We start from the raw sequence: 20,395 nt of genomic DNA on the forward strand, positions 1-20,395 counted from the left end.
GCAGCTCATGGCCTCGGTCCCTTCCCTCGCTTCTTCCGTCAATCAGCGCGTCGCGGACGCCCTCGCCTCGGCCCTGCCGGAGGCCGGTGGCGCGGACCCGCTGCTGCGACGAAGCGACCGGGCGGACTTCCAGGCCAACGGCATCCTGGCGCTCGCGAAGAAGGCCAAGGCCAACCCGCGCGAGCTGGCGACGACCGTGGTCGAGGGCATCCCGACCGGTGACCTGATCCAGGAGATCGAGGTCTCGGGCCCCGGCTTCCTCAACATCACGATCACCGACAAGGCGATCATCGAGACCCTCGCGGCCCGCGCCGCCGACGACCGCCTCGGCGTGCCGCTCGCCGCGCGGCCGGGCACCACGGTGATCGACTACGCGCAGCCGAACGTCGCCAAGGAGATGCACGTCGGGCACCTGCGGTCCGCCGTGATCGGCGCCGCGATGGTCGAGATCCTGGAGTTCACGGGCGAGACCGTGATCCGCCGCCACCACATCGGCGACTGGGGCACCCAGTTCGGCATGCTCATCCAGTACCTGCTGGAGCACCCGCACGAGCTGGACCACAAGTCGGACGAGGAGGTGTCCGGCGAGGAGGCCATGTCCAACCTGAACCGCCTCTACAAGGCCTCGCGCGCGCTCTTCGACTCCGACGAGGAGTTCAAGACGCGCGCCCGGGCTCGGGTGGTCGACCTCCAGGCCGGCGAGCCGGAGACCCTTGCCATGTGGCAGCGGTTCGTGGACGAGTCGAAGATCTACTTCTACTCCGTCTTCAACAAGCTGGACATGGACATCCAGGACCCCGACGTGGTCGGCGAGTCCGGCTACAACGACATGCTGGTGGAGACCTGCAAGCTGCTGGAGGACTCGGGCGTCGCCGTCCGCTCCAACGGCGCGCTGTGCGTCTTCTTCGACGACGTCAAGGGCCCGGACGGCAACCCGACCCCGCTGATCGTGCAGAAGTCGGACGGCGGTTTCGGCTACGCGGCGACCGACCTCTCGGCGATCCGCAACCGCGTCGCCGACCTGAAGGCGTCGTCGCTCATCTACGTCGTGGACGCCAGGCAGTCCCTGCACTTCAAGATGGTCTTCGAGACGGCCCGCCGGGCGGGCTGGCTGAACGACGAGGTCAAGGCCGTGCAGCTGGCCTTCGGCACGGTCCTCGGCAAGGACGGCAAGCCGTTCAAGACCCGCGAGGGCGAGACGGTCCGACTGGTGGACCTGCTGGACGAGGCCGTCGACCGGGCCACCGCGGTCGTCCGCGAGAAGGCCGCGAAGGCCGAGCTCACCGAGTCCGAGATCGTCGAGAACGGGCAGCAGGTCGGCATCGGCGCCGTGAAGTACGCCGACCTGTCGACCTCGGCCGCGCGCGACTACAAGTTCGACCTGGACCAGATGGTTTCGCTGACCGGCGACACCTCTGTGTACCTCCAGTACGCGTACGCCCGGATCAAGTCCATCCTGCGCAAGTCGGGCGACCGCAAGCCGGTCGCGCACCCGGAGCTGGAACTGGCCCCGGCCGAGCGGGCACTGGGCTTGCACCTGGACCAGTTCGGCGAGCTGATCGAGGAGGCGGCCGCGGAGTACGCCCCTCACAAGCTGGCCGCGTACCTCTACCAGCTGTCCTCGCTGTTCACCACGTTCTACGACCAGTGCCCCGTCATCAAGCCGGAGCCGGAGCTCATCGTGGGCGAGAACCGCCTGTTCCTGTGCGACCTGACCGCCCGCACCCTCACCAAGGGCATGTCCCTCCTCGGCATCCGCACCCCCGAGAAGCTCTGACGCTCCACCCGACGGCCCCCGGCGCACCCGCCCCGGGGGCCGTCGCGTTTCCCGGACCGGGCCCGAAGAGGACGGCTAGGGTGGAGGGCGTCCGATCCGAGGAGGAACCGGAAATGACGACCGCGACGCCTGCGCCCGGTGGATCAGTGCCGCCGATGCCGGAGTACACGCCGAAGGCCGTGCGTGCCGCCATAGCCGCCCACGCCCCGGCCCTCCTGCCGGACTTCGACGCCGCATGGCGACAGCAGATCGCCGACGCGTACGACATCGGGCCCGTCCCCGCGTTCATGGCCCGCTGGTGGGGCGAGTACGCCCTCGCGCGCGACCCCGAGCTCGACCGCCGCGTCAAGGATCTCGAAGCTCGGGCGGCCGGAGCCACGGACGCCGAAGCGGCCCGCAAGCTCCTCGACGAGGCCTCGCGCATCCGCCACGCGCTGCGCGAACTGGAGCCCGGCGAGTGAGCGAGGAGTTCACCGGACCGCCGTGGGCTGTGGACTGCACGCAGGACGCCGAGAAGTACCGGCTCGCCCTTGCCGACGGGGCCCGCGAGGCGCTCTGGGAAGCCCTCTTCGAGCTGCGGACCGCCCACAACCCCTACCGGGGAGAGAACGTGGAACCCGCGCGGTCCACCGTGCCCCGAGGCCCGCACATCGCGTACTTCGACGGCTATCGCGGGTGGATCCTGTTCACGTTCCTCCCCCGAGTGGCCGAACCCCAGATCGTGGTGGAAGAGATCTTCTGGCAGTAACCCCGGCTTCCCGGCGCCGGTGGCGTACAGGCTCGACGCCCCGGGGCGCGGTGGTGCGACCGGCCCTGGTCCTCCCGGGACCGGGACACAGCACCACACCGGCCCCGACAACCGGGCTTCACCCGTACGGCCCGGTTCGGGGCGTACGGGCCGGGTAGGGGACGGCCCGTCCTTCCCCAGCGGTACGCACCCCGGAGGCATCCGTGCCCGATATGAACGGCCCGTACAAGCCCGGCACTCCGTGCTGGATCGACCTGATGGTCCCCGACCAGCAGGCGGCCCTCGACTTCTACTGCGACCTCTTCGGCTGGCAGGGCGAGATCGGCCCGGACGAGACCGGCGGGTACTCCGTCTGCACCCTCAAGGGCAAGCCGGTCGCCGGGATCATGAAGGCGATGAACCCGGACGGGACGACGCCCGACCCGATGCCTCCGACGGTGTGGACCACGTACCTGTCGACCGACTCCATCGACTCCACCGTCAAGGCCGTCACCGACGCTCACGGCACGGTCATGATGGGCCCGATGGACGTCATGGACCTCGGCCGCATGGCCGTCGTCAGCGACCCGACCGGCGCCGTCTTCGGCCTGTGGCAGCCCGGCACCTTCGACGGCGCCGGCATCGTCAACGAGCACGGCGCCCTCATCTGGAACGAGCTGACCACCAGCGACGTCCCGGCCGCGGCCGCGTTCTACACCGCCGTACTGCCGGTCACCACGACCGCCTCCAAGGAGCCCGGGGCCGAGGGCTACACGGAGTTCAAGGTCGGCGGCCGCGCGGTGGGCGGGATGATGGACATGAGCAAGCTGCCGCCCGGTGTCCCGCCGCACTGGATGCCGTACTTCCACGTCGACGACGTCGACAGCATCCAGGCCGCCACCGTCCGCGCCGGGGGCACGGTCCTCGCCCCCGCCTTCGACATGGTGGCGGGCCGCATGGCCGTCCTCGCCGACCCCCAGGGCGGCGGCTTCTCGGTCATCACCTCGACCGTCCAGGAACAGCCCGCCTGATCGCCTGACCTCCTGGTCCGCTTCTACTCCCCCCGTCCCGCGCCCACCGCGCGGCACAGCGCCTCCCCTTCCGTGTCACCGGCCGCGGCGCAGAGGTCCGCCGCCCGGTCGAAGGCCTCCGCCGCCTCGGCCGGGCGGCCCAGCGCCGCCAGCGCGACCGCCAGGTTCCGTACCGCCACGGACTCGTTCGCGCGGTCGCCCGTACCGGCCAGCAGCGCGCAGGCCCGCTCGTGCGCCGCCAGCGCCTCGGCCGGGCGGCCCGCCTCGCGGTGGAGCCGGCCGAGGTTGGTCAGGGTCGAACCCTCGCCGTGCCGGTCGCCGGCCGCCGCGAAGAGGGCGAGGGCCTCCTCCAGCGGCTGGAGCGCCTCGTCGGTCCGCCCCTCGTCCAGCAGCGTTGCCGAGATCCCGTTGAGCACCCAGGCCTCCATGCTCCGGTTGCCCAGCTCCCGGACCGCGGCCAGCGCCTGCTGCCGTACGGCCCTGGACTCCTCGCGGCGCCCGGCGGCCAGCAGCGCGTCCGCCAGGTGGTCCAGGCCGAACGCGGTGCGGTGGCGGTCCCCCACCGCGGCCACGAGGGCGACCGACTGCCGGTAGGCGTCGATGGCCTCGTCCTGCCGCCCCAGCCGTTCCAGGACGTTGGCGAATCCGGCCAGGGCCGTGCCCTCGGCGTGCGGGATCCCGAGCTCCCGGAAGATCTCCAGCGCACCCTCGAAGGCCGCCCTCGCCTCCTCGAACGAGTGCGCCATCCGGTACAGGGTGGCCAGCAGGTTCAGCGCCTTGCCCTCACCCCTGCGGTGGGAGCCCGCGCGGAAGATCCCGAGGGCCTCTTCCAGCCGCTCGGCGGCCTCCGCCAGCTCGTACGCGTCGATGAGGACGAGCCCGAGGTCGTACAGGGCCGCACCGACGGCCTCCCTGTCCCCGCCCTCCCGGGCCACGGCCAGCACCTGCCGCGCCACGGCGACGCTGTCCTGCGCGTGCCGGTAGAGGTGGAGGTACGGGCCCAGCAGCCCGGCCAGCTCCAGGGCCGCATCCCGACGGCCGCACCGGGCGGCGAAGCCGACGGCGGCGGTCAGCGTGGCCCGCTCGCTGTCGAGCGCGCGCACCGCCGCCTCCGGCGAAGGCAGCCCCGGGCCCGTGGCCTGCCGGCCGTCCAGGCCGAGGACGTCCGCCGAGGCGCGGGTGTCGTGCACCAGCCCGGCGAGGAAGGCGTCGATGACCTGCTCCCGCCCGTCGTGCTCCGCGTACTCCTCGCCCCGCTCCGCCGCGTACAGCCGCACCAGGTCGTGCATCCGCCAGCGCCCCGACCCGAGCGGCTGCTCGGCCAGCAGGCTGGCCCTGACCAGCGCCGCGAGCTTGCGCCGCAGGCCCACGGACTCGCCGGTGAGCAGCGTGGCGTGGGCGGTGGAGCAGTCCGGCCCCGGGTTGACCGTCAGCAGCCGGAAGATCCGGGCCTGTTCCCCGGGCAGCCGCGCGTACGAGAGGTCGAAGGCGGCCCGCACCCCCAGCGGTACGTCGCCGTCCTCGAAGGTCAGCGTCTCCAGCCGGGTCCGGGTCTCGGCCAGCTGCCCCGCCAGCTCGGCGGCCGGCAGCCCCGGGTCGCCCGCCAGCAGGGCGCCCGCCACCGTCAGCGCCAGCGGCAGCCGCCCGCAGTGCTCGGCGATGCCCGCCAGCGCGGCGGGCTCCCGCTCCGGGCGCGGATCGCCCCGCCAGGTGCTCCGCAGGGCGCCCGCGAGGAGCTGCGCCGCGGGTCCGGCCGCCAGCTCGTCCAGGCCGACCAGTTGCGCCGCGAAGCCCGGGGCCACGAGCCGGTGCCGCGAGGTCACCAGCAGCCGGTGCCCGTCCCGGGCCGGTACGAGGTCGCGCACCTGCTCGACCGATCCGGCGTCGTCCGCGACGACCAGCACCCGCTGCCCGGCCCTCGCGTACTGCGCCAGCCGCGCCCGGTACAGCGCGAGGCGGCCCTCCGGCGACGGCGGCTGGTCCGCGTCGCGGACGCCGAGGAGCCGGAGCATCTCCTGGACCGCCCGGGCGCCGGTGAGGCCGCCGTCGGGGGCGTAGCCGCGCAGCGGGAGGGAGAACACCCGGTCCCCGAACCAGCCCAGTTCCACGGCCCGGTGGGCGATCGTGGCCGCCAGGGCGGTCTTGCCCACGCCCGCGAGCCCGGCCACCACGACCACCGGCACCCCGCCGTCGGCCCCGTCGGCGCCGCCGCCGTCACCACCGTCGGCGAGCAGCGCCAGCAGCTCCTCGACCGCGGCCTGGCGCCCGAACAGCACCTCGGGCGCCTCGGGCAGCCCCAGCAGCGTCGGGGGCAGCGGGCCGGCCCCGGGCTCGTAGCGGACGTAGTCCCCGGCGACCTGGGTGATCCGGGCGCTCCCCTCGGCCTGGGCCCACTGCCCGGACTTCGGCTTCCGCAGCGCCATTACGGGGTGTCCTGCCCGCCGCTCTGCCGCACCCGGGCCGCGTCCTCGGCGCGGGCCCGCTGCTCGACGTCGGCGGCGCCGCCGCCCGACTGCGTGACCTCGGAGGTCCCGGAGGCCTCGGCGTACTGCCGTACGGTCCCCCGCGGGCCCGGGTCCGCGGCGGCCACCGGTGCCGAGGCGGCCCACCAGCCGCCGGCCAGCCCGAAGGCGGCGGCCATGGCCCCGCCGAATCCGGCGGCCGCCGCGACCTTGTCCGAGTCCTTCTCCGGCAGCCATCCGAACGGGTCCCACAGCCCCAGCCGGAACCCCAGCAGGAACACGACGGCCGTGCCCCCGAACACCACAACCCACCGCAACGGACGCGACATTGGCCCCCCAGACCGAACTTGCGAGCAGCCAAACGTAGCAAACCCGGCGCCGTGGATCCCGTCCGTACTACCGCCCCGGTCAGCGGAACTCGCACCAGACGACCTTGCCCGGATGGCGTGCGAGCACCCCCCACTCGTCGGCGACGGCCGCCACGAGCATGAGGCCCCGGCCGGTGGTGCACTCGCCGTCGAACCGCCCGGCACCTCGCGGGCTGCCGGGGCCGCTGTCGTGGACCTCGATCCGTACGGTCGTATCGAAGGTGATCAACCGCAAGAGGTACCCCCGTCCGGGCGGGACGCCGTGCAGCAGGGCGTTGGTGGCCAGCTCGCTCACGCAGAGCAACATGTCGTCCCGCCGGGCCACCACCCCCCACGCGTGCAGGGTGTCACGGGCGAACTGGCGCGCTGATCTCACGGTTTGGCGTGACCGCAGGTAGAACTGATCCCGCAGCAGGGCCGGCTGATTATGCAGGTTCACCGACCCATGGTGGCGCAGAGTGATCACGATGTTCATCAGCGTCAACCCGTACTCACCAAGGAGTACGGGTCGGCCCCGGGGTATTTCACGCGCACGGGTGGCGGGTCCGCAGGAGCGGCCCCGCCGCCGGGCCGGACCCGTTCAGTGGGTCAGCGGATAGGAGTGGCGGCCCGTCGCCGCGTCGATCTCGGTGTGGGCCTTCTGCAACAGCTGGGACGAGAGATCCATCAGCGCACGCGCGCCCGCGATCTCTTCGCCGACCTGGAGCTGGTCCGGGTCGGACGGGTGACGCATGGCGTAGCCGTGCGCCCTGATCTCGGAGCCGTCAGCGAGCCTGACCATGCATGCCGCACTGGTGCGGTGGCCTTCCTCGGTGAATTCGAGCTCCACATGCCACCCGACGAGCGTAGGCATGGTGCACCACCTCCAGGGGGATCGCCCTGCCTCCAGGGTGCTCCTCCGGCGCCCGCCCCGCACCCCGGGGCCCGAGCCCCTCTCCGGGTCCTCCCCTGTGGGACCCGGAGGGGTGCCGCCCGCGCTGCCAAGTCTGGCGCGCACCGCGTCGATTGTGGAAGTTTTTCTAGAATGATTTTTTAGAACCGGCGGGAAATCACTCCGGTCTCAGCGATCTCCAGACCGCGTCCGGCAGCACCTTGGCGACCTCGTCGAGGTCGAGATCGTACGTATTGGACAGCCAGCGCCGCGCCGCCTCGCACGGCGGCCCGATCACCAGGACCTCCACCACGGACCCGGGCAGCGGCCTGATCTCGCCCTTCTCCATGCGGGTCCACATCCACACCGCCATGGGGGCCAGCTTCTCCTCCTTGGCCGCCCGGATCTCCGCCTCGTGCACGGCCAGGTACCCCGAGTAGGCGGAGGCGTGCAGGAACACCGAGGCGTCCCGGTTCTCCCGAGTGAAGTCCAAGTAGGCCTGGACCAGGGCCCGTACACCCGTCCGGGCGGTACGGGACCGCTCCAGCGCGGCCATCATCCCGTCGAAGAGACGGCCCATGCAGCGGATGTACAGGGCGGCGGCCAGCCCGTCGAAGCTGCCGAAATGGTGGTACAGGCTGCCGAGGCTGACCCCGCTGGCGGCCGTGACGGCGTTGACGGTGAAACCGTGCTGGCCCGACTCGGCGTACACCCGCAGCGCGGCGGTCAGGAGCTGCTCCACGGTGGCCTCGCCACGCTGCTGCTTCACCATGGCGTCAGCGTAAGCGAGCGGGCGCAATCCCCCGTACGTGAGAACAGGAGAGGGCCCGGGCGCCGTACCGCGCCCGGACCCTCCCCTTCCGCACCGCGGTCAGCGCTCGGCGCGCAGCCAGCCCGCGACCTCGGTCGCCCAGTACGTCAGGATCGTGTCGGCACCCGCCCGCTTGATGCCGAGCAGGGCCTCCAGGATGGCCCGTTCGCGCTCGATCCAGCCCTTCTCCGCGGCCGCCTCGATCATCGAGTACTCGCCGCTGATCTGGTACGCGGCCACCGGCACGTCCACGGCCTGCGCGACCCGGTGCAGGATGTCGAGGTAGGGGCCGGCCGGCTTGACCATCACCATGTCCGCGCCCTCCTCCAGGTCGAGGGCCAGCTCCCGCAGGGACTCCCGGGCGTTCGCCGGGTCCTGCTGGTAGGTCTTGCGGTCGCCCTGGAGAGAGGAGCCGACGGCCTCGCGGAAGGGGCCGTAGAAGGCGGAGGAGTACTTCGCCGTGTAGGCGAGGATCGCGACGTCCTCGTGCCCGGTCTCGTCGAGCGCGTCGCGGACGACGCCGACCTGGCCGTCCATCATCCCGCTCGGGCCGACCACGTGGACGCCCGCGTCGGCCTGGACCTGCGCCATCTCGGCGTACCGCTCCAGGGTCGCGTCGTTGTCCACGCGGCCGTGCTCGTCCAGCACCCCGCAGTGGCCGTGGTCGGTGTACTCGTCCAGGCACAGGTCGGACATGATGACCAGGTCGTCGCCGACCTCCGCCTTCACGTCGCGGATCGCGACCTGGAGGATCCCGTCCGGCTCGGTGCCCGCCGTACCCAGCGCGTCCTTGTTCTCGTCGGCCGGGACGCCGAACAGCATGATCCCCGAGACCCCCGCCTCGACCGCCTCCACGGCGGCCTTCCGCAGCGTGTCCCGGGTGTGCTGGACCACGCCCGGCATGGCCGAGATGGGGAGCGGCTCGCTGATGCCCTCGCGGACGAACGCCGGGAGGATCAGGTCCGAGGGGTGCAGCCGGTACTCCGCGACCATCCGCCGCATCGCCGGGGTGGTGCGCAGCCGCCGGGGCCGCGAGCCGGGGAAGGATCCGTACGCGCTCATCTTCAGTCGCCTCTTCGAGCATCGACAGCAGTCGGCACCCAGCCTAGGCGGTGCCGGAGGGCCGGTCCGCGCCGGACTCACCGACCGCGAACTCGCACCACACCACCTTCCCCGGCACCCGCAGCCCGACCCCCCACCGGTCCGCGACCGCCGCCACCAGCAGCAGCCCCCGCCCGCCCTCGGCCGCCGGATCCCGCCGCTCGGCCACCCGCGGCCACCCGCGTCCGCTGTCGTGCACCTCGACCCGGACGACCCCCTCGAAGCGCAACAGCCGCACCCGGTACCCACGGCCGGGCGGCACCCCGTGCAGCAGGGCGTTGGTCGCCAGCTCGCTCACGCAGAGCGACACGTCGTCCCGGCGGCATGTGACACCCCACGCGTGAAGTGTTATGGCCGTGAACTCCCGCACTGAGGCGACGGTTTGGCGGCTGCGGGGGAAGACCCGCTCGCACAGCAGGGCCGGTTGGATTTCCAGATTCACGGAACGATCGTCGCGTTGCGTGACTAGCGTGAGCTAGCCCAGCGACCCGTACTCCTTCATGAGTACGGGTCGACAGCGGTATCCATCCGGTGCACTCGGGGAGTTCACAGGTATGCCACCACGCAAGAGGCCTCGGCCCAACGAGACGGCGATGAAGATGGTCGGCGCGCTGGTCGCCGCCGCCCGCATCGCCAAGGGACTCACCCAGCGCGCCTTCGCCGACGCACTACACATCAACGTCGAGACCGTCGCCTCGATCGAGCAGGGCCGACGGACCCTCATGTCCGAGGTCGCCGAGGAAATGGACCGCATTCTCGGCCTGCCGGGACTGTTGACCATCGCGGCGAACAAGATGCCAGCGGTCGATGTCACCCCTCCTTGGGTGGAGGAATACTTCGCCAGCGAGGCCGAGGCCCTCGCCATGTGCTGGTACGAACCCGGGATCGTGCCCGGCCTGCTCCAGACCGAGGAATACGCCCGCGCCCTTTTCGATTGCCGTATCCCCTATATCGGCGAGGAGGAGATAGAGCTCCAGACGGCGCTCCGCATCAGGCGACAAGAGATCCTCCACCGCCGCATCCCACCCACGCTGAGTTTCATCGTCGGGGAAGCAGCACTGCGTGACCGTCTCGGCGGCGACCATGTACGACATCAGCAGCTACGCCACCTGCGCGAATGCGCTGACCGGCCCGCGATCTCACTCCAGGTACTCCCCCTCGGCCTCACCGCACACGCAGGTCTCGCGGGTTCGTTCATCGTGTTGGAAACACCCGATCACCAACATGTCGCGTACTCCGAGAATCAGCGCGTCAGCATCGTCATGCGGTCTCCCGACGAAGTCAGCATCTTCGCGCAGAAATATGCGATGCTGCGGTCCCAGGCCCTCAACGTTACAGAGACAAAGGGGCTGTTGGACCGGTTGCTAGGAGAGTCATGACCACCCCGATGAAGTGGTTCAAGTCCAGTTACAGCAGCGACGAGGGCGACACCTGCGTCGAGGTCGCCACCTGCCCCGCCCACCAGGTCCACATCCGGGACTCCAAGGTCACCGACGGGCCCCAGCTCACCCTCGCGCCCGCCGCGTGGGCCGGGCTCACCCGGTGGGTCTCCGCCTAGCCGTACCCACCGGCGGTCCGGACACGCCGCGGGGCCCGGGCGGCACACGCCACCCGAGCCCCGTGAGGAAACGCTCCGCCTGTCAGGTCGTGCGGCGACGCCTCGCGCCCGGACGGCGCTCGCTCGGCCGGAACACGCTCTCCCCGGCCTCCTTCGCCGCCTCGCGGCGGGCCGCGCCGTACTCGGCGAGGGCCTCCGCCAGCTTCGAGACCGACGGCTCCGGCGACAGCACGTCGACCCGCAGGCCGTGCTCCTCGGCCGTCTTGGCCGTGGCCGGGCCGATGCAGGCGATGACGGTGACGTTGTGCGGCTTGCCGGCGATGCCGACGAGGTTGCGCACGGTCGAGGACGAAGTGAAGAGCACGGCGTCGAAGCCGCCGCCCTTGATCGCCTCGCGCGTGTCCGCCGGCGGCGGCGACGCGCGCACGGTCCGGTAGGCCGTGACGTCGTCGACCTCCCACCCGAGCTCGATCAGGCCCGCGACCAGCGTCTCGGTGGCGATGTCGGCGCGCGGCAGGAAGACGCGGTCGATCGGGTCGAAGACCGGGTCGTACGGCGGCCAGTCCTCCAGCAGCCCGGCCGCGGACTGCTCGCCGCTCGGCACCAGGTCCGGCTTCACGCCGAACTCCACCAGCGCCGCGGCGGTCTGCTCGCCCACCGCGGCGACCTTGATCCCGGCGAAGGCGCGGGCGTCGAGCCCGTACTCCTCGAACTTCTCCCGGACGGCCTTGACGGCGTTGACCGAGGTGAAGGCGATCCACTCGTAGCGCCCGGTGACGAGGCCCTTGACGGCCCGCTCCATCTGCTGCGGGGTGCGCGGCGGCTCCACGGCGATGGTCGGCACCTCGTGGGGCACCGCGCCGTACGAACGCAGTTGGTCGGAGAGCGACGCGGCCTGCTCCTTGGTGCGCGGTACGAGGACCCGCCAGCCGAACAGCGGCTTCGACTCGAACCAGGCCAGCTCCTCGCGGCGCGCGGCGGCGCCGTGCTCACCGACCACGGCTATCACCGGCCGGGCGCCCTCGGGCGAGGGGAGCACCTTGCCCTGCTTGAACACCTGGGCGATGGTGCCCAGGGTCGCGTTCCAGGTGCGCTGGCGGGTCGTGGTGCCCGCCACGGTCACCGTCAGCGGGGTGTCGGGCTTGCGCCCGGAGCTCACCAGCTCGGCGGCGGCCGCCGAGACCGTCTCCAGCGTCGCGGAGACGACGAGGATGCCGTCGCTGGCGCCGACCTCGGTCCAGCAGCGCGCGGAGGCGCTCTTCGCGTCCACGAACCGCACGCCGTTGTCGTCACCGCGCTTGTCGCGCAGCGGGACACCCGCGTACGCCGGCACGCCGACGGCGGTCGGGATGCCCGGGACCACCTCGAAGGGGATGCCCTCGGAGGCGCACACGAGCATCTCCTCGGCCACGCTCCCGTCGAGCCCGGGGTCTCCGGTGACGGCACGGACGACCCGCCTGCCGGAGCGCGCGGCCTCCATGACAAGATTGGCCGCGTCCCGGATCACCGGGACTCCGGCGGCTGCTGACACTTCGTCAGCCACCGTCAGCTGTGGCGTGTCCACGCCCGCGCGCGCATGCGTACGTACGACGTCGAGCACATCGGGCTCGGCGATCAGCACGTCCGCCGCGGCGAGCGCCTCGACGGCACGCAGCGTCAGCAGGCCCGGGTCACCGGGGCCGGCACCGAGGAAGGTGACGTGCCCGTGCGCCGCGAGCGCCGCGAAAGCGGGAGTGGTGGGACTTTTGGGGTTCAAAGCGACCGCTCCCCCATCAGACCGGCCGCACCCTTCGCCAGCATCTCGTCCGCGAGTTCACGGCCGAGAGCCATGGCCTCGTCGTACGACTGGGGTACGGGACCGGTGGTGGACAGCTGCACCAGCGTCGAGCCGTCGAGCGTGCCGACGACGCCGCGCAGGCGCATTTCATTGACAGTCTGCCCATCGGCCAACAGGTCGGCGAGCGCCCCGACGGGGGCGCTGCAGCCGGCCTCCAGGGCGGCGAGCAGGGCACGCTCGGCGGTCACGGCGGCCCGGGTGTACGGGTCGTCGAGTTCGCCGAGCGCGGCGATCAGGTCCGCGTTGGACGCGAGGCACTCCACGGCGAGGGCGCCCTGGCCCGGAGCGGGCAGCACGTTGTCGACGGAGAGCAGGTCGGTGGCTTCGTCGCTGCGGCCGATCCGGTTCAGGCCGGCGGCGGCCAGCACGACCGCGTCGAGCTCACCGCTGCGCACGTAGCCGATCCGGGTGTCGACGTTGCCGCGGATCGCGACGGTCTCGATGACCTTGCCCAGAGCCTTGGCGTACGCGTGCAGCTGGGCCGTGCGGCGCGGCGAACCGGTACCGATCCGGGCGCCGTCGGGCAGCTGCTCGAAGGTCAGGCCGTCACGCGCGACGAGCGCGTCCCGGGGGTCCTCGCGCAGCGGCATGGCCGCGATCACGAGCTCGTCGGGCTGCCCGGTCGGCAGGTCCTTCAGCGAGTGCACGGCGAAGTCGACCTCGCCGCGCACGAGGGCGTCGCGCAGGGCGGTCACGAACACCCCGGTGCCGCCGATCTGCGCGAGGTTCTCGCGGGACACGTCACCGTAGGTCGTGATCTCCACGAGCTCGACGGGCCGGCCGGTGACCGCCCGTACCGCGTCGGCGACATGCCCGGACTGGGACATGGCCAGCTTGCTGCGCCGCGTGCCGAGCCGCAGTGGCTGGTCGAGACGTGGATTCATGATGCCCGTCCTGAGTCGTGGTTCTTGTCAGCCTCGTCGGCCCGGCTGACGGAGGCCACCGTCTGCGGGTCGAGATCGAAGAGTTCGCGCAGCGCCTCCGCGTACCCGGCGCCGCCGGGCTCGCTCGCGAGCTGCTTGACGCGCACGGTCGGCGCGTGGAGGAGCTTGTCGACGACGCGCCGCACGGTCTGAGTGACCTCAGCCCGCTGCCGCTCGTCGAGGTCGGGGACCCGTCCGTCGAGCCGCGCCACTTCCATGGCGACGACCTCGGCGGCCATGGCGCGCAGGGCGACCACGGTGGGCGTGATGTGCGCGGCCCGCTGGGCGGCCCCGAAGGCGGCCACCTCGTCGGCGACTATGCCGCGCACGGCGTCGACGTCGGCGGCCATCGGCGCGTCCGCGGACGCCTCGGCCAGCGACTCGATGTCGACCAGCCGTACGCCCGGGATCCGGTGCACGGCGGCGTCGATGTCGCGGGGCATGGCCAGGTCCAGCAGGGCGAGCCGTACGGGCGCGCCGTTCTGGCTGCGTACCGTCCTGCGGGGCTGCCGCTGCGCGGCGGCCTCGCCCTGGTCGGCCCATGTCCCGTGCAGTTCGAGGGAGTTGGCGTCGACCCCGGTCAGCGCCGCCCGCCCGTCGGCGGTGCGCGCCGGATCGGCCGCCAGCGCGTCGAGCCCGACGGGGCAGCCGTCGCGCTCCCCGGCCTCGACGGCGGTGAGCGTCCGCGCGGCCCCCGCGTCGGCCAGCCGGCCGCCGGCCTGGGCAGCAGCGGCAAGCCGCGCGACGACATCGGCATCCAGTCCGGCGGGCACATCCAGGCCGAGGGGGGCCAGATCCAGCCCCGCCCGGGGGCCCCTCCCAGCGGTAGCTGGGGGAGTTTGAGGCGCGGGGTCCGGGGCGGAGCCCCGCTCCCCCGCCGGCGCTCCGAGCACGGAGCCCACGGTGGAGCGCACGGCGCCGCGGACGTCATCGGCCGTCAGTACGAGCCCGGTCGCGCCGGTGCACGAGACGACCACGTCGACTCGTGTCAGCTCATCGGCGACCGAGGCCATCGGGACGGCCCGCGCGGCCACACCCGTGCCTGAGGCAACCAGAATCTCGGCCAAACGCTCCGCCCGGTCAGCGGTCCGGTTCGCCACGACGACCTCGGCCACGCCGACCCGCGCCAGCGTCGCCGCCGCGAGGGAGGACATCGACCCGGCGCCGATCACCAGCGCCCGCTTGCCCGCGGCCCACTCCCCGACGGGCGCGTGCACGGCCAGCTGCTCCAGCCCGAAGGTCACCAGCGACTGCCCGGCCCGGTCGATCCCGGTCTCGGAGTGCGCCCGCTTGCCAACCCGCAGCGCCTGCTGGAAGAGGTCGTTGATCAGCCGGCCGGCGGTGTGGAGCTCCTGCCCCAGCGCCAGCGCGTCCTTGATCTGCCCGAGGATCTGCCCCTCGCCGACCACCATCGAGTCCAGCCCGCACGCCACCGAGAACAGGTGGTGCACCGCCCGGTCCTCGTAGTGGACGTACAGGTACGGGGTGAGCTCCTCCAGCGCGACACCGCTGTGCTGCGCGAGCAGCGTCGACAGCTCGGCGACACCGGCGTGGAACTTGTCCACGTCGGCGTACAGCTCGATCCGGTTGCAGGTGGCGAGCACGGCCGCCTCCGCCGCCGGTTCCGCGGCCAGCGTGTCGTGCAGCAGCTTGACCTTGGCGTCGGCGGACAGCGACGCCCGCTCCAGGACGCTCACGGGCGCGCTGCGGTGGCTCAGCCCTACGACGAGCAGACTCATGCCGGCATCACCGCCGGGACGTCGCCCTCGGGGTTGCCCTTGCGCGCGACGGCGGTGGCCCGCCCGGCCGGGGGCACGACGGCGGCGGCCGGAGCCGCACCGGAGCCGGAGCCGGGCGCGGGGGCGGCGGTGGCAGCGGCCGCGGCGGCTTCCTCGCCGGCCTTGCGCTGCTCGTGGAACGCGAGGATCTGGAGCTCGATCGACAGGTCGACCTTGCGCACGTCCACGCCCTCGGGCACGGACAGCACGGTCGGGGCGAAGTTCAGGATGGAGGTGACACCGGCGGCGATCAGCCGCTCGCTGACCTGCTGGGCGGCCCCGGCCGGCGTCGCGATGACGCCGATGGAGACGCCGTTCTCCTCGATGATCTTCTCCAGGTCATCGGTGTGCTGCACGGGCATCCCGGCGACCGGTCGCCCCGCCATCGCGGGGTCGGCGTCGATGAGCGCCGCGACGCGGAACCCGCGCGCGGAGAAACCGCCGTAGTTGGCCAGGGCGGCGCCGAGGTTGCCGATGCCGACGATGACTACGGGCCAGTCCTGGGTCAGCCCGAGCTCGCGGGAGATCTGGTAGACGAGGTACTCGACGTCGTAGCCGACGCCGCGCGTCCCGTAGGAGCCGAGGTACGAGAAGTCCTTGCGCAGCTTCGCGGAGTTGACTCCGGCGGCGGCCGCGAGCTCCTCGGAGGACACCGTGGGCACCGATCGCTCGGAGAGCGCGGTGAGGGCGCGCAGGTACAGCGGAAGCCGGGCGACAGTGGCCTCGGGAATACCTCGGCTGCGGGTCGCCGGTCGGTGAGTTCGGCCAGTTGCCACGATGCTCCTGCGGGATGAGCGGGGCTGCAGGCGGTCACTTGTCCCAAGACCGCCCCGTCGGAAGCAGGCTATGCCTTTGTGAACGCGTGCACAAAGATTGTGTCCGCTTTGTCCGAGCAAAGTGACCGGGGTCACGCGGCCTGACCGCCGTGAACGGGAACCGGAACTACACCGAACCCGTTCAAATCCCGAAGGGGGCAAAACCGTACACACTCCTCATCGATACGCCCCCGAACCCCACAAATCGCCCACGATGGTAACTGGCGGAAGGGTCAGGCCTCCAATGCCCGCTTGAGCCGGTCAGGGTTCACCCTCCAGAAGGTGTGCTGCTCTCCGTCCACCAGCACCACGGGGATCTGCTCCCAGTGCAGCCGGTAGAGCTCGGCGTCCTGCGAGATGTCCTTCTTCTCCCATTGCGCTCCGGTCTCGGCGCACACTTTCTCGATCTCTTCCTGGGCGGCATCGCACAGATGGCACCCCGGCTTCCCGATGAGCGTGACCATCCGATCCTCGGGACGCTTCTTTTCCTTGCGGCGCAGCAAAGGGCTCATGCCCCCATTCTCCCGCGCCCCGGTCCGCCGCCCGGCCGCTCCTTAACACCGGCGCCCCGAAGAGTTCACACCTCCGCATCCCATCGGTTCGGGAACTCCCGAACACAATGGCTATGCTCGCGTCATGGCCGCTCTGGGATGGCTCACCCCCCGTAGGCGCTCCGCCACCGCGCGGAGCGTGCTGGCAGGCGAGGCCTCGGCCGAGGCCGCCCGCAAGACCGCGCAGGCCGACGCCCCGCCCTTCACCGAGGAGCCGGCCGCCTCCGCGCCCGCCTCCCTGGAGGAAGCGGAAGAGGCCGAGGTCGAGTTCCCCGTGGCCGGCGACGACCTCGCCGCCGCCTTCTTCGACCTCGACAACACCGTCATGCAGGGCGCCGCGATCTTCCACTTCGGCCGCGGCCTCTACAAGCGCGAGTTCTTCCAGCGCCGCGAACTCGCCCGCTTCGCCTGGCAGCAGGCCTGGTTCCGGCTCGCCGGGGTCGAGGACCCCGAGCACATGCAGGACGCCCGCGACAGCGCACTGTCCATCGTCAAGGGCCACAAGGTCTCCGAACTCATGGCCATCGGCGAGGAGATCTACGACGAGTACATGGCCGAGCGGATCTGGCCGGGCACCCGCGCCCTGGCCCAGGCCCACCTCGACGCCGGCCAGAAGGTGTGGCTGGTCACCGCGGCGCCCGTCGAGACGGCCACGATCATCGCCCGTCGGCTCGGCCTGACCGGAGCCCTGGGCACCGTCGCCGAGTCCGTGGACGGCATCTACACCGGGCGCCTGGTCGGCGAGCCCCTGCACGGCCCCGCCAAGGCGGAGGCGGTGCGCGCCCTGGCCGCCGCCGAGGGCCTCGACCTCGAACGCTGCGCCGCCTACAGCGATTCGCACAACGACATCCCGATGCTGTCGCTGGTCGGACATCCGTACGCGATCAATCCCGACACAAAACTGCGCAAGCATGCCCGCGCCCACGACTGGCGGCTGCGCGACTATCGCACCGGCCGCAAGGCCGTGAAGGTCGGCGTCCCCGCGGCCGCCGGAGTCGGCGCCATCGCGGGCGGCGCGGCCGCCGCCGTCGCCCTGCACCGCCGCCGCAAGTAGTCCGCGACACCCCGCCGGCGGGTCACCGCCCGGCCGCCGCCTGCGCCGAAGCCGCCCCGCGGCCCGACGGCCGGCCGCCCGCACTGCGCCGACCCGCTGCGGAGCGGGCATTCCCCTGCTCTACCCCCGCGCCCCGCGCGGCATTCCCGCATGCCCGGATCGGTCGCGAGCCACGCTGGAAGCCGCCATTCCGCGCACCCAACCGATCAAGAAACGATCACCAACTGCGACTGAATATGCCCTCGACACGCAACAGAAGTGTCGGAACCGGTGATTTGAGCAACTGGGTGTAGCGCTGCCTGTACGAAGCGTTATTCTCCTCAAACGCATGCCACCGGCCATCTGTCGCCACGACGGGTGAACGGTCCCGCACTGCACGTGATGGAAGCTCTGCCTCTGGGAGTCCCGTGTACCCACCTGTCGGGGTTGACGCCTCGGGCCTGGCTACGCTGCGCGCAACGGTCCTCGACCACCTGCGCGGCTTCGTCCCCACCGCGTACGCCGTCCCCGCATTCGCCACCGCGGTCCCTGCCGGCCACGGTCCGGCCGGTCCTTGCTACGCCCTGACCGACGGCGGAGCGACGGTGGGCAGACGCGGTCGCCCGTCCTCGGGCACCGGCTCCGCCGGCACCACCGCGCCGGCCGCCCCCCGCCGCCCCACCGCGGACAGCGACCAGGCCCGCATGATGGACCTGGTCGAACGCGCCCAGGCCGGAGAGGCCGAGGCCTTCGGCCGGCTCTACGACCAGTACAGCGACACGGTCTACCGCTACATCTACTACCGCGTCGGCGGCAAGGCGACCGCGGAGGATCTCACCAGCGAGACCTTCCTGCGCGCGCTGCGCCGCATCTCCACCTTCACCTGGCAGGGCCGCGACTTCGGCGCCTGGCTGGTGACGATCGCCCGCAACCTGGTCGCCGACCACTTCAAGTCCAGCCGCTTCCGCCTGGAAGTGACCACAGGCGAAATGCTGGACGCCAACGAGGTGGAACGCTCCCCCGAGGACTCCGTCCTCGAATCCCTCTCCAACGCGGCCCTGCTGGAAGCCGTACGGAAACTCAACCCGCAGCAGCAGGAGTGCGTGACCCTGCGCTTCCTCCAGGGCCTCTCGGTCGCGGAGACGGCACGCGTCATGGGAAAGAACGAGGGCGCCATCAAGACGCTCCAGTACCGGGCGGTCCGCACCCTGGCCCGCCTCCTCCCGGACGACGCCCGCTGAAGCTGCTCACCATCCACACAACCGGTAGCCCCTGTCGATGACTCTGATGACGCTGTGGTCCGATCATCCTTCGTCCGTAACCCAAGTGCCGCGCCGCTCGTTGTGCGGGATGCAGGCTCCCTGTGGACACGCTTTGCCCGAAGCCGCTCACTCGAAAGGGTGGATGTGCTCAAGGAAGGCAACCTTCCGGACACCTTGGGGAGTCGATCGTCATGACGAGAGGAGGTGCCGCCAGTGATCGCGAACGTGACTCCGCACCGGCGGGCGAACGCCTTCGCCCAGGCCCTGGAGGAGCGGACCCCGTCCGACCTTTCGGAACCGGACCCGGCGGCCGAGCAGTCCGAGGCACCTGCCGAACCTGCCGACCACGACCGGTTGTTGGCCCTGGCGAGCGTGCTCGGCGAACGTATGCCGCGCCCGGTGCTGGACCCCGAGGTCAAAGTGGTGCAACGAGCCCAGCTCGTTGCCGCCATGGAGGCCAAGGTGATGCAGGAGAGGGCCGGAGGCGGTGCCGCCGACCCTCAGGTGCCCGAACAGCGGACCGGCCGCGGCGCCCACCGGGCGACCTCGCTCCGGAAATTGCGGCCCCGCTCCCGCTGGTCCAAGGGCATCGCGGCAGGCGGCCTCACCGTAGGTGTGGCCGCGGGGGCCTTCAGCGGAGTGGCCGCTGCCAGCACGGACGCCCTGCCGGGTGACCACCTCTACCCCGTGAAACGGGGCATGGAGGACATCAGGCTCGGGATGGCCGACGACGATTCCGACCGGGGCGAGCTCTATCTCGACCAGGCCGCGAACCGCCTGTCGGAAGCCCGCAGGCTGATGGAGCGCGGCCGTACGGGCGTGCTGGACCACGAATCCCTGGGCGATATCCGCCGCGCACTGGCGGGCATGAAGCACGACGCCACGGAGGGCCACCGGCTCCTCCAGGCCGCGTACGAACGGGACGGCTCGCTCGGCCCGATCGCGGCACTGTCGTCGTTCTCCCAGTCCCAGGGCAACGCCTGGAGCCGGCTCCGCCAGAAGCTCCCGGCCCAGCTCACCGACGTGGGCGGCGAAGTCGACTCGGTCTTCCAGGCCATAGACGATGACGTCGCGCCGCTCCAGGGCCTGCTCCCCAAGCCGCCCGAGCAGACCCGCGGCCCGGGTGCCCCGGCCAAACCGAGCACCCCCGCGGGCAAGCAGCAAGCGGCCCCCACCCCGGGCACGCCGTCCGCCGCACCCGCCCCGAGCGCGTCGGACTCCGGCAAGCCCCCCGCCCCCGGCGGCGGCCTCCTGGGCGGTACGGGCAACCTCCTGAACCCGCCCGCGGGCGGCCAGTCCACCCCCGCCGCCTCCGCATCCCCGGACCACCCCAAGCCGGAGATCACCCTCCCGCCCCTGCTCCCGGGACTCCTCCCGGGCCTGGGCATCAATGCAGAGGACGCGGAGTAGCCGTCAGAACAAACGCCGGCGAGGCACATTCAGCCTCGCCGGCGTTCAGGCACGGGATCCGGGGCGGAGCCCCGACTCTC

21 protein-coding genes are annotated in these 20,395 nt (G+C 71.9%); 9 read left to right on the plus strand and 12 right to left on the minus strand.

The window, feature by feature from the left end; all coding sequences use genetic code 11:
- Window positions 1-7 precede the first annotated feature (7 nt).
- From argS to ACZ7GJ_RS12880, 4 genes are all read left to right on the plus strand, one after another.
- On the plus strand, window positions 8-1,777 hold the full coding sequence (argS, locus tag ACZ7GJ_RS12865) for an arginine--tRNA ligase (protein ID WP_470751313.1): 1,770 nt from the start codon (window positions 8-10) through the stop codon (window positions 1,775-1,777).
- A 113-nt stretch (window positions 1,778-1,890) separates the two neighbouring features.
- Window positions 1,891-2,238, plus strand: coding sequence for a DUF6247 family protein (locus tag ACZ7GJ_RS12870; protein WP_470751314.1), 348 nt, complete (start codon window positions 1,891-1,893; stop codon window positions 2,236-2,238).
- The gene (locus ACZ7GJ_RS12875) at window positions 2,235-2,525 is read left to right on the plus strand and encodes a hypothetical protein (RefSeq protein WP_470751316.1); all 291 of its coding nucleotides are present in this window, start codon (window positions 2,235-2,237) and stop codon (window positions 2,523-2,525) included. The genes ACZ7GJ_RS12870 and ACZ7GJ_RS12875 overlap by 4 nt, the downstream gene beginning before the upstream one ends.
- Before the next feature lie 212 nt (window positions 2,526-2,737).
- Window positions 2,738-3,535 (plus strand): VOC family protein, encoded by a 798-nt coding sequence (locus ACZ7GJ_RS12880; RefSeq protein WP_470751356.1) that lies wholly within the window; start codon window positions 2,738-2,740, stop codon window positions 3,533-3,535.
- A 23-nt stretch (window positions 3,536-3,558) separates the two neighbouring features.
- Here the strand turns inward: ACZ7GJ_RS12880 and ACZ7GJ_RS12885 are convergent, their stop codons facing one another.
- From ACZ7GJ_RS12885 to ACZ7GJ_RS12915, 7 genes are all read right to left on the minus strand, one after another.
- Window positions 3,559-5,958 (minus strand): ATP-binding protein, encoded by a 2,400-nt coding sequence (locus tag ACZ7GJ_RS12885; RefSeq protein WP_470751317.1) that lies wholly within the window; start codon window positions 5,956-5,958, stop codon window positions 3,559-3,561.
- Entirely contained in the window at window positions 5,958-6,299 is a 342-nt protein-coding gene (locus ACZ7GJ_RS12890; protein ID WP_470751318.1) for a hypothetical protein, read from the minus strand. The genes ACZ7GJ_RS12885 and ACZ7GJ_RS12890 overlap by 1 nt, the downstream gene beginning before the upstream one ends.
- Window positions 6,300-6,405: 106 nt before the next feature.
- Window positions 6,406-6,840, minus strand: coding sequence for an ATP-binding protein (locus tag ACZ7GJ_RS12895; RefSeq protein WP_470751319.1), 435 nt, complete (start codon window positions 6,838-6,840; stop codon window positions 6,406-6,408).
- Window positions 6,841-6,945: 105 nt separating this feature from the next.
- Window positions 6,946-7,218, minus strand: coding sequence for a DUF1876 domain-containing protein (locus ACZ7GJ_RS12900; protein WP_470751321.1), 273 nt, complete (start codon window positions 7,216-7,218; stop codon window positions 6,946-6,948).
- Window positions 7,219-7,414: 196 nt separating this feature from the next.
- The gene (locus tag ACZ7GJ_RS12905) at window positions 7,415-8,008 is read right to left on the minus strand and encodes a TetR/AcrR family transcriptional regulator (RefSeq protein ID WP_470751322.1); all 594 of its coding nucleotides are present in this window, start codon (window positions 8,006-8,008) and stop codon (window positions 7,415-7,417) included.
- A gap of 99 nt (window positions 8,009-8,107) precedes the next feature.
- Window positions 8,108-9,109 (minus strand): porphobilinogen synthase, encoded by a 1,002-nt coding sequence (hemB, locus tag ACZ7GJ_RS12910; protein ID WP_470751323.1) that lies wholly within the window; start codon window positions 9,107-9,109, stop codon window positions 8,108-8,110.
- Between the two features lie 43 nt (window positions 9,110-9,152).
- Complete coding sequence (locus ACZ7GJ_RS12915; protein WP_470751325.1) at window positions 9,153-9,590, minus strand: ATP-binding protein; 438 nt, start codon at window positions 9,588-9,590, stop codon at window positions 9,153-9,155.
- Window positions 9,591-9,741: 151 nt separating this feature from the next.
- Between ACZ7GJ_RS12915 and ACZ7GJ_RS12920 the strand changes: the two genes are divergently transcribed.
- Together ACZ7GJ_RS12920 and ACZ7GJ_RS12925 are read left to right on the plus strand one after the other, a co-directional pair.
- A complete protein-coding gene (locus ACZ7GJ_RS12920; protein ID WP_470751326.1) occupies window positions 9,742-10,527 on the plus strand; it encodes a helix-turn-helix domain-containing protein in 786 nt (261 codons plus the stop codon).
- Window positions 10,524-10,706 (plus strand): DUF397 domain-containing protein, encoded by a 183-nt coding sequence (locus tag ACZ7GJ_RS12925; RefSeq protein WP_470751327.1) that lies wholly within the window; start codon window positions 10,524-10,526, stop codon window positions 10,704-10,706. The genes ACZ7GJ_RS12920 and ACZ7GJ_RS12925 overlap by 4 nt, the downstream gene beginning before the upstream one ends.
- 82 nt (window positions 10,707-10,788) lie before the next feature.
- On the opposite strand, the gene ACZ7GJ_RS12930 is transcribed toward ACZ7GJ_RS12925, so the two are convergent.
- The 5 genes from ACZ7GJ_RS12930 to ACZ7GJ_RS12950 all read right to left on the minus strand — a co-directional run bounded on the left by ACZ7GJ_RS12930 (window position 10,789) and on the right by ACZ7GJ_RS12950 (window position 16,571).
- Entirely contained in the window at window positions 10,789-12,462 is a 1,674-nt protein-coding gene (locus tag ACZ7GJ_RS12930; RefSeq protein WP_470751328.1) for a bifunctional uroporphyrinogen-III C-methyltransferase/uroporphyrinogen-III synthase, read from the minus strand.
- Window positions 12,459-13,427: a hydroxymethylbilane synthase gene (gene hemC / locus ACZ7GJ_RS12935; protein WP_470751329.1), complete on the minus strand. Its 969-nt coding sequence runs from the start codon at window positions 13,425-13,427 to the stop codon at window positions 12,459-12,461. The genes ACZ7GJ_RS12930 and hemC overlap by 4 nt, the downstream gene beginning before the upstream one ends.
- Window positions 13,424-15,205 (minus strand): glutamyl-tRNA reductase, encoded by a 1,782-nt coding sequence (locus ACZ7GJ_RS12940; protein WP_470751330.1) that lies wholly within the window; start codon window positions 15,203-15,205, stop codon window positions 13,424-13,426. Before ACZ7GJ_RS12940 ends, hemC begins: the two co-directional genes overlap by 4 nt.
- On the minus strand, window positions 15,202-16,020 hold the full coding sequence (locus tag ACZ7GJ_RS12945) for a redox-sensing transcriptional repressor Rex (RefSeq protein WP_470751331.1): 819 nt from the start codon (window positions 16,018-16,020) through the stop codon (window positions 15,202-15,204). The genes ACZ7GJ_RS12940 and ACZ7GJ_RS12945 overlap by 4 nt, the downstream gene beginning before the upstream one ends.
- A gap of 272 nt (window positions 16,021-16,292) precedes the next feature.
- On the minus strand, window positions 16,293-16,571 hold the full coding sequence (locus ACZ7GJ_RS12950; RefSeq protein ID WP_470751332.1) for a glutaredoxin family protein: 279 nt from the start codon (window positions 16,569-16,571) through the stop codon (window positions 16,293-16,295).
- Between the two features lie 124 nt (window positions 16,572-16,695).
- Between ACZ7GJ_RS12950 and ACZ7GJ_RS12955 the strand changes: the two genes are divergently transcribed.
- From ACZ7GJ_RS12955 to ACZ7GJ_RS12965, 3 genes are all read left to right on the plus strand, one after another.
- Complete coding sequence (locus ACZ7GJ_RS12955) at window positions 16,696-17,664, plus strand: HAD family hydrolase (protein WP_470751333.1); 969 nt, start codon at window positions 16,696-16,698, stop codon at window positions 17,662-17,664.
- A gap of 407 nt (window positions 17,665-18,071) precedes the next feature.
- Window positions 18,072-18,884, plus strand: a complete 813-nt coding sequence (locus tag ACZ7GJ_RS12960) for an ECF subfamily RNA polymerase sigma factor, BldN family (protein WP_365928147.1) — start codon at window positions 18,072-18,074, stop codon at window positions 18,882-18,884.
- 234 nt (window positions 18,885-19,118) lie between these two features.
- Window positions 19,119-20,315, plus strand: coding sequence for a DUF5667 domain-containing protein (locus tag ACZ7GJ_RS12965; protein WP_470751335.1), 1,197 nt, complete (start codon window positions 19,119-19,121; stop codon window positions 20,313-20,315).
- The last annotated feature ends 80 nt before the right edge of the window (window positions 20,316-20,395 follow it).

The organism is Streptomyces sp. NPDC037242 (genome assembly GCF_055604165.1).

Coding starts and splice junctions, on each gene's coding strand:
- ACZ7GJ_RS12955 (WP_470751333.1), top strand. CDS start 16,696: ATGGCCGCTCTGGGATGGCTCACCCCCCGTAGGCGCTCCGCCACCGCG.
- ACZ7GJ_RS12925 (WP_470751327.1), top strand. CDS start 10,524: ATGACCACCCCGATGAAGTGGTTCAAGTCCAGTTACAGCAGCGACGAG.
- ACZ7GJ_RS12940 (WP_470751330.1), bottom strand. CDS start 15,205: ATGAGTCTGCTCGTCGTAGGGCTGAGCCACCGCAGCGCGCCCGTGAGC.
- hemC (WP_470751329.1), bottom strand. CDS start 13,427: ATGAATCCACGTCTCGACCAGCCACTGCGGCTCGGCACGCGGCGCAGC.
- hemB (WP_470751323.1), bottom strand. CDS start 9,109: ATGAGCGCGTACGGATCCTTCCCCGGCTCGCGGCCCCGGCGGCTGCGC.
- ACZ7GJ_RS12885 (WP_470751317.1), bottom strand. CDS start 5,958: ATGGCGCTGCGGAAGCCGAAGTCCGGGCAGTGGGCCCAGGCCGAGGGG.
- ACZ7GJ_RS12950 (WP_470751332.1), bottom strand. CDS start 16,571: ATGAGCCCTTTGCTGCGCCGCAAGGAAAAGAAGCGTCCCGAGGATCGG.
- argS (WP_470751313.1), top strand. CDS start 8: ATGGCCTCGGTCCCTTCCCTCGCTTCTTCCGTCAATCAGCGCGTCGCG.
- ACZ7GJ_RS12870 (WP_470751314.1), top strand. CDS start 1,891: ATGACGACCGCGACGCCTGCGCCCGGTGGATCAGTGCCGCCGATGCCG.
- ACZ7GJ_RS12920 (WP_470751326.1), top strand. CDS start 9,742: ATGAAGATGGTCGGCGCGCTGGTCGCCGCCGCCCGCATCGCCAAGGGA.
- ACZ7GJ_RS12880 (WP_470751356.1), top strand. CDS start 2,738: ATGAACGGCCCGTACAAGCCCGGCACTCCGTGCTGGATCGACCTGATG.
- ACZ7GJ_RS12905 (WP_470751322.1), bottom strand. CDS start 8,008: ATGGTGAAGCAGCAGCGTGGCGAGGCCACCGTGGAGCAGCTCCTGACC.
- ACZ7GJ_RS12900 (WP_470751321.1), bottom strand. CDS start 7,218: ATGCCTACGCTCGTCGGGTGGCATGTGGAGCTCGAATTCACCGAGGAA.
- ACZ7GJ_RS12895 (WP_470751319.1), bottom strand. CDS start 6,840: ATGAACATCGTGATCACTCTGCGCCACCATGGGTCGGTGAACCTGCAT.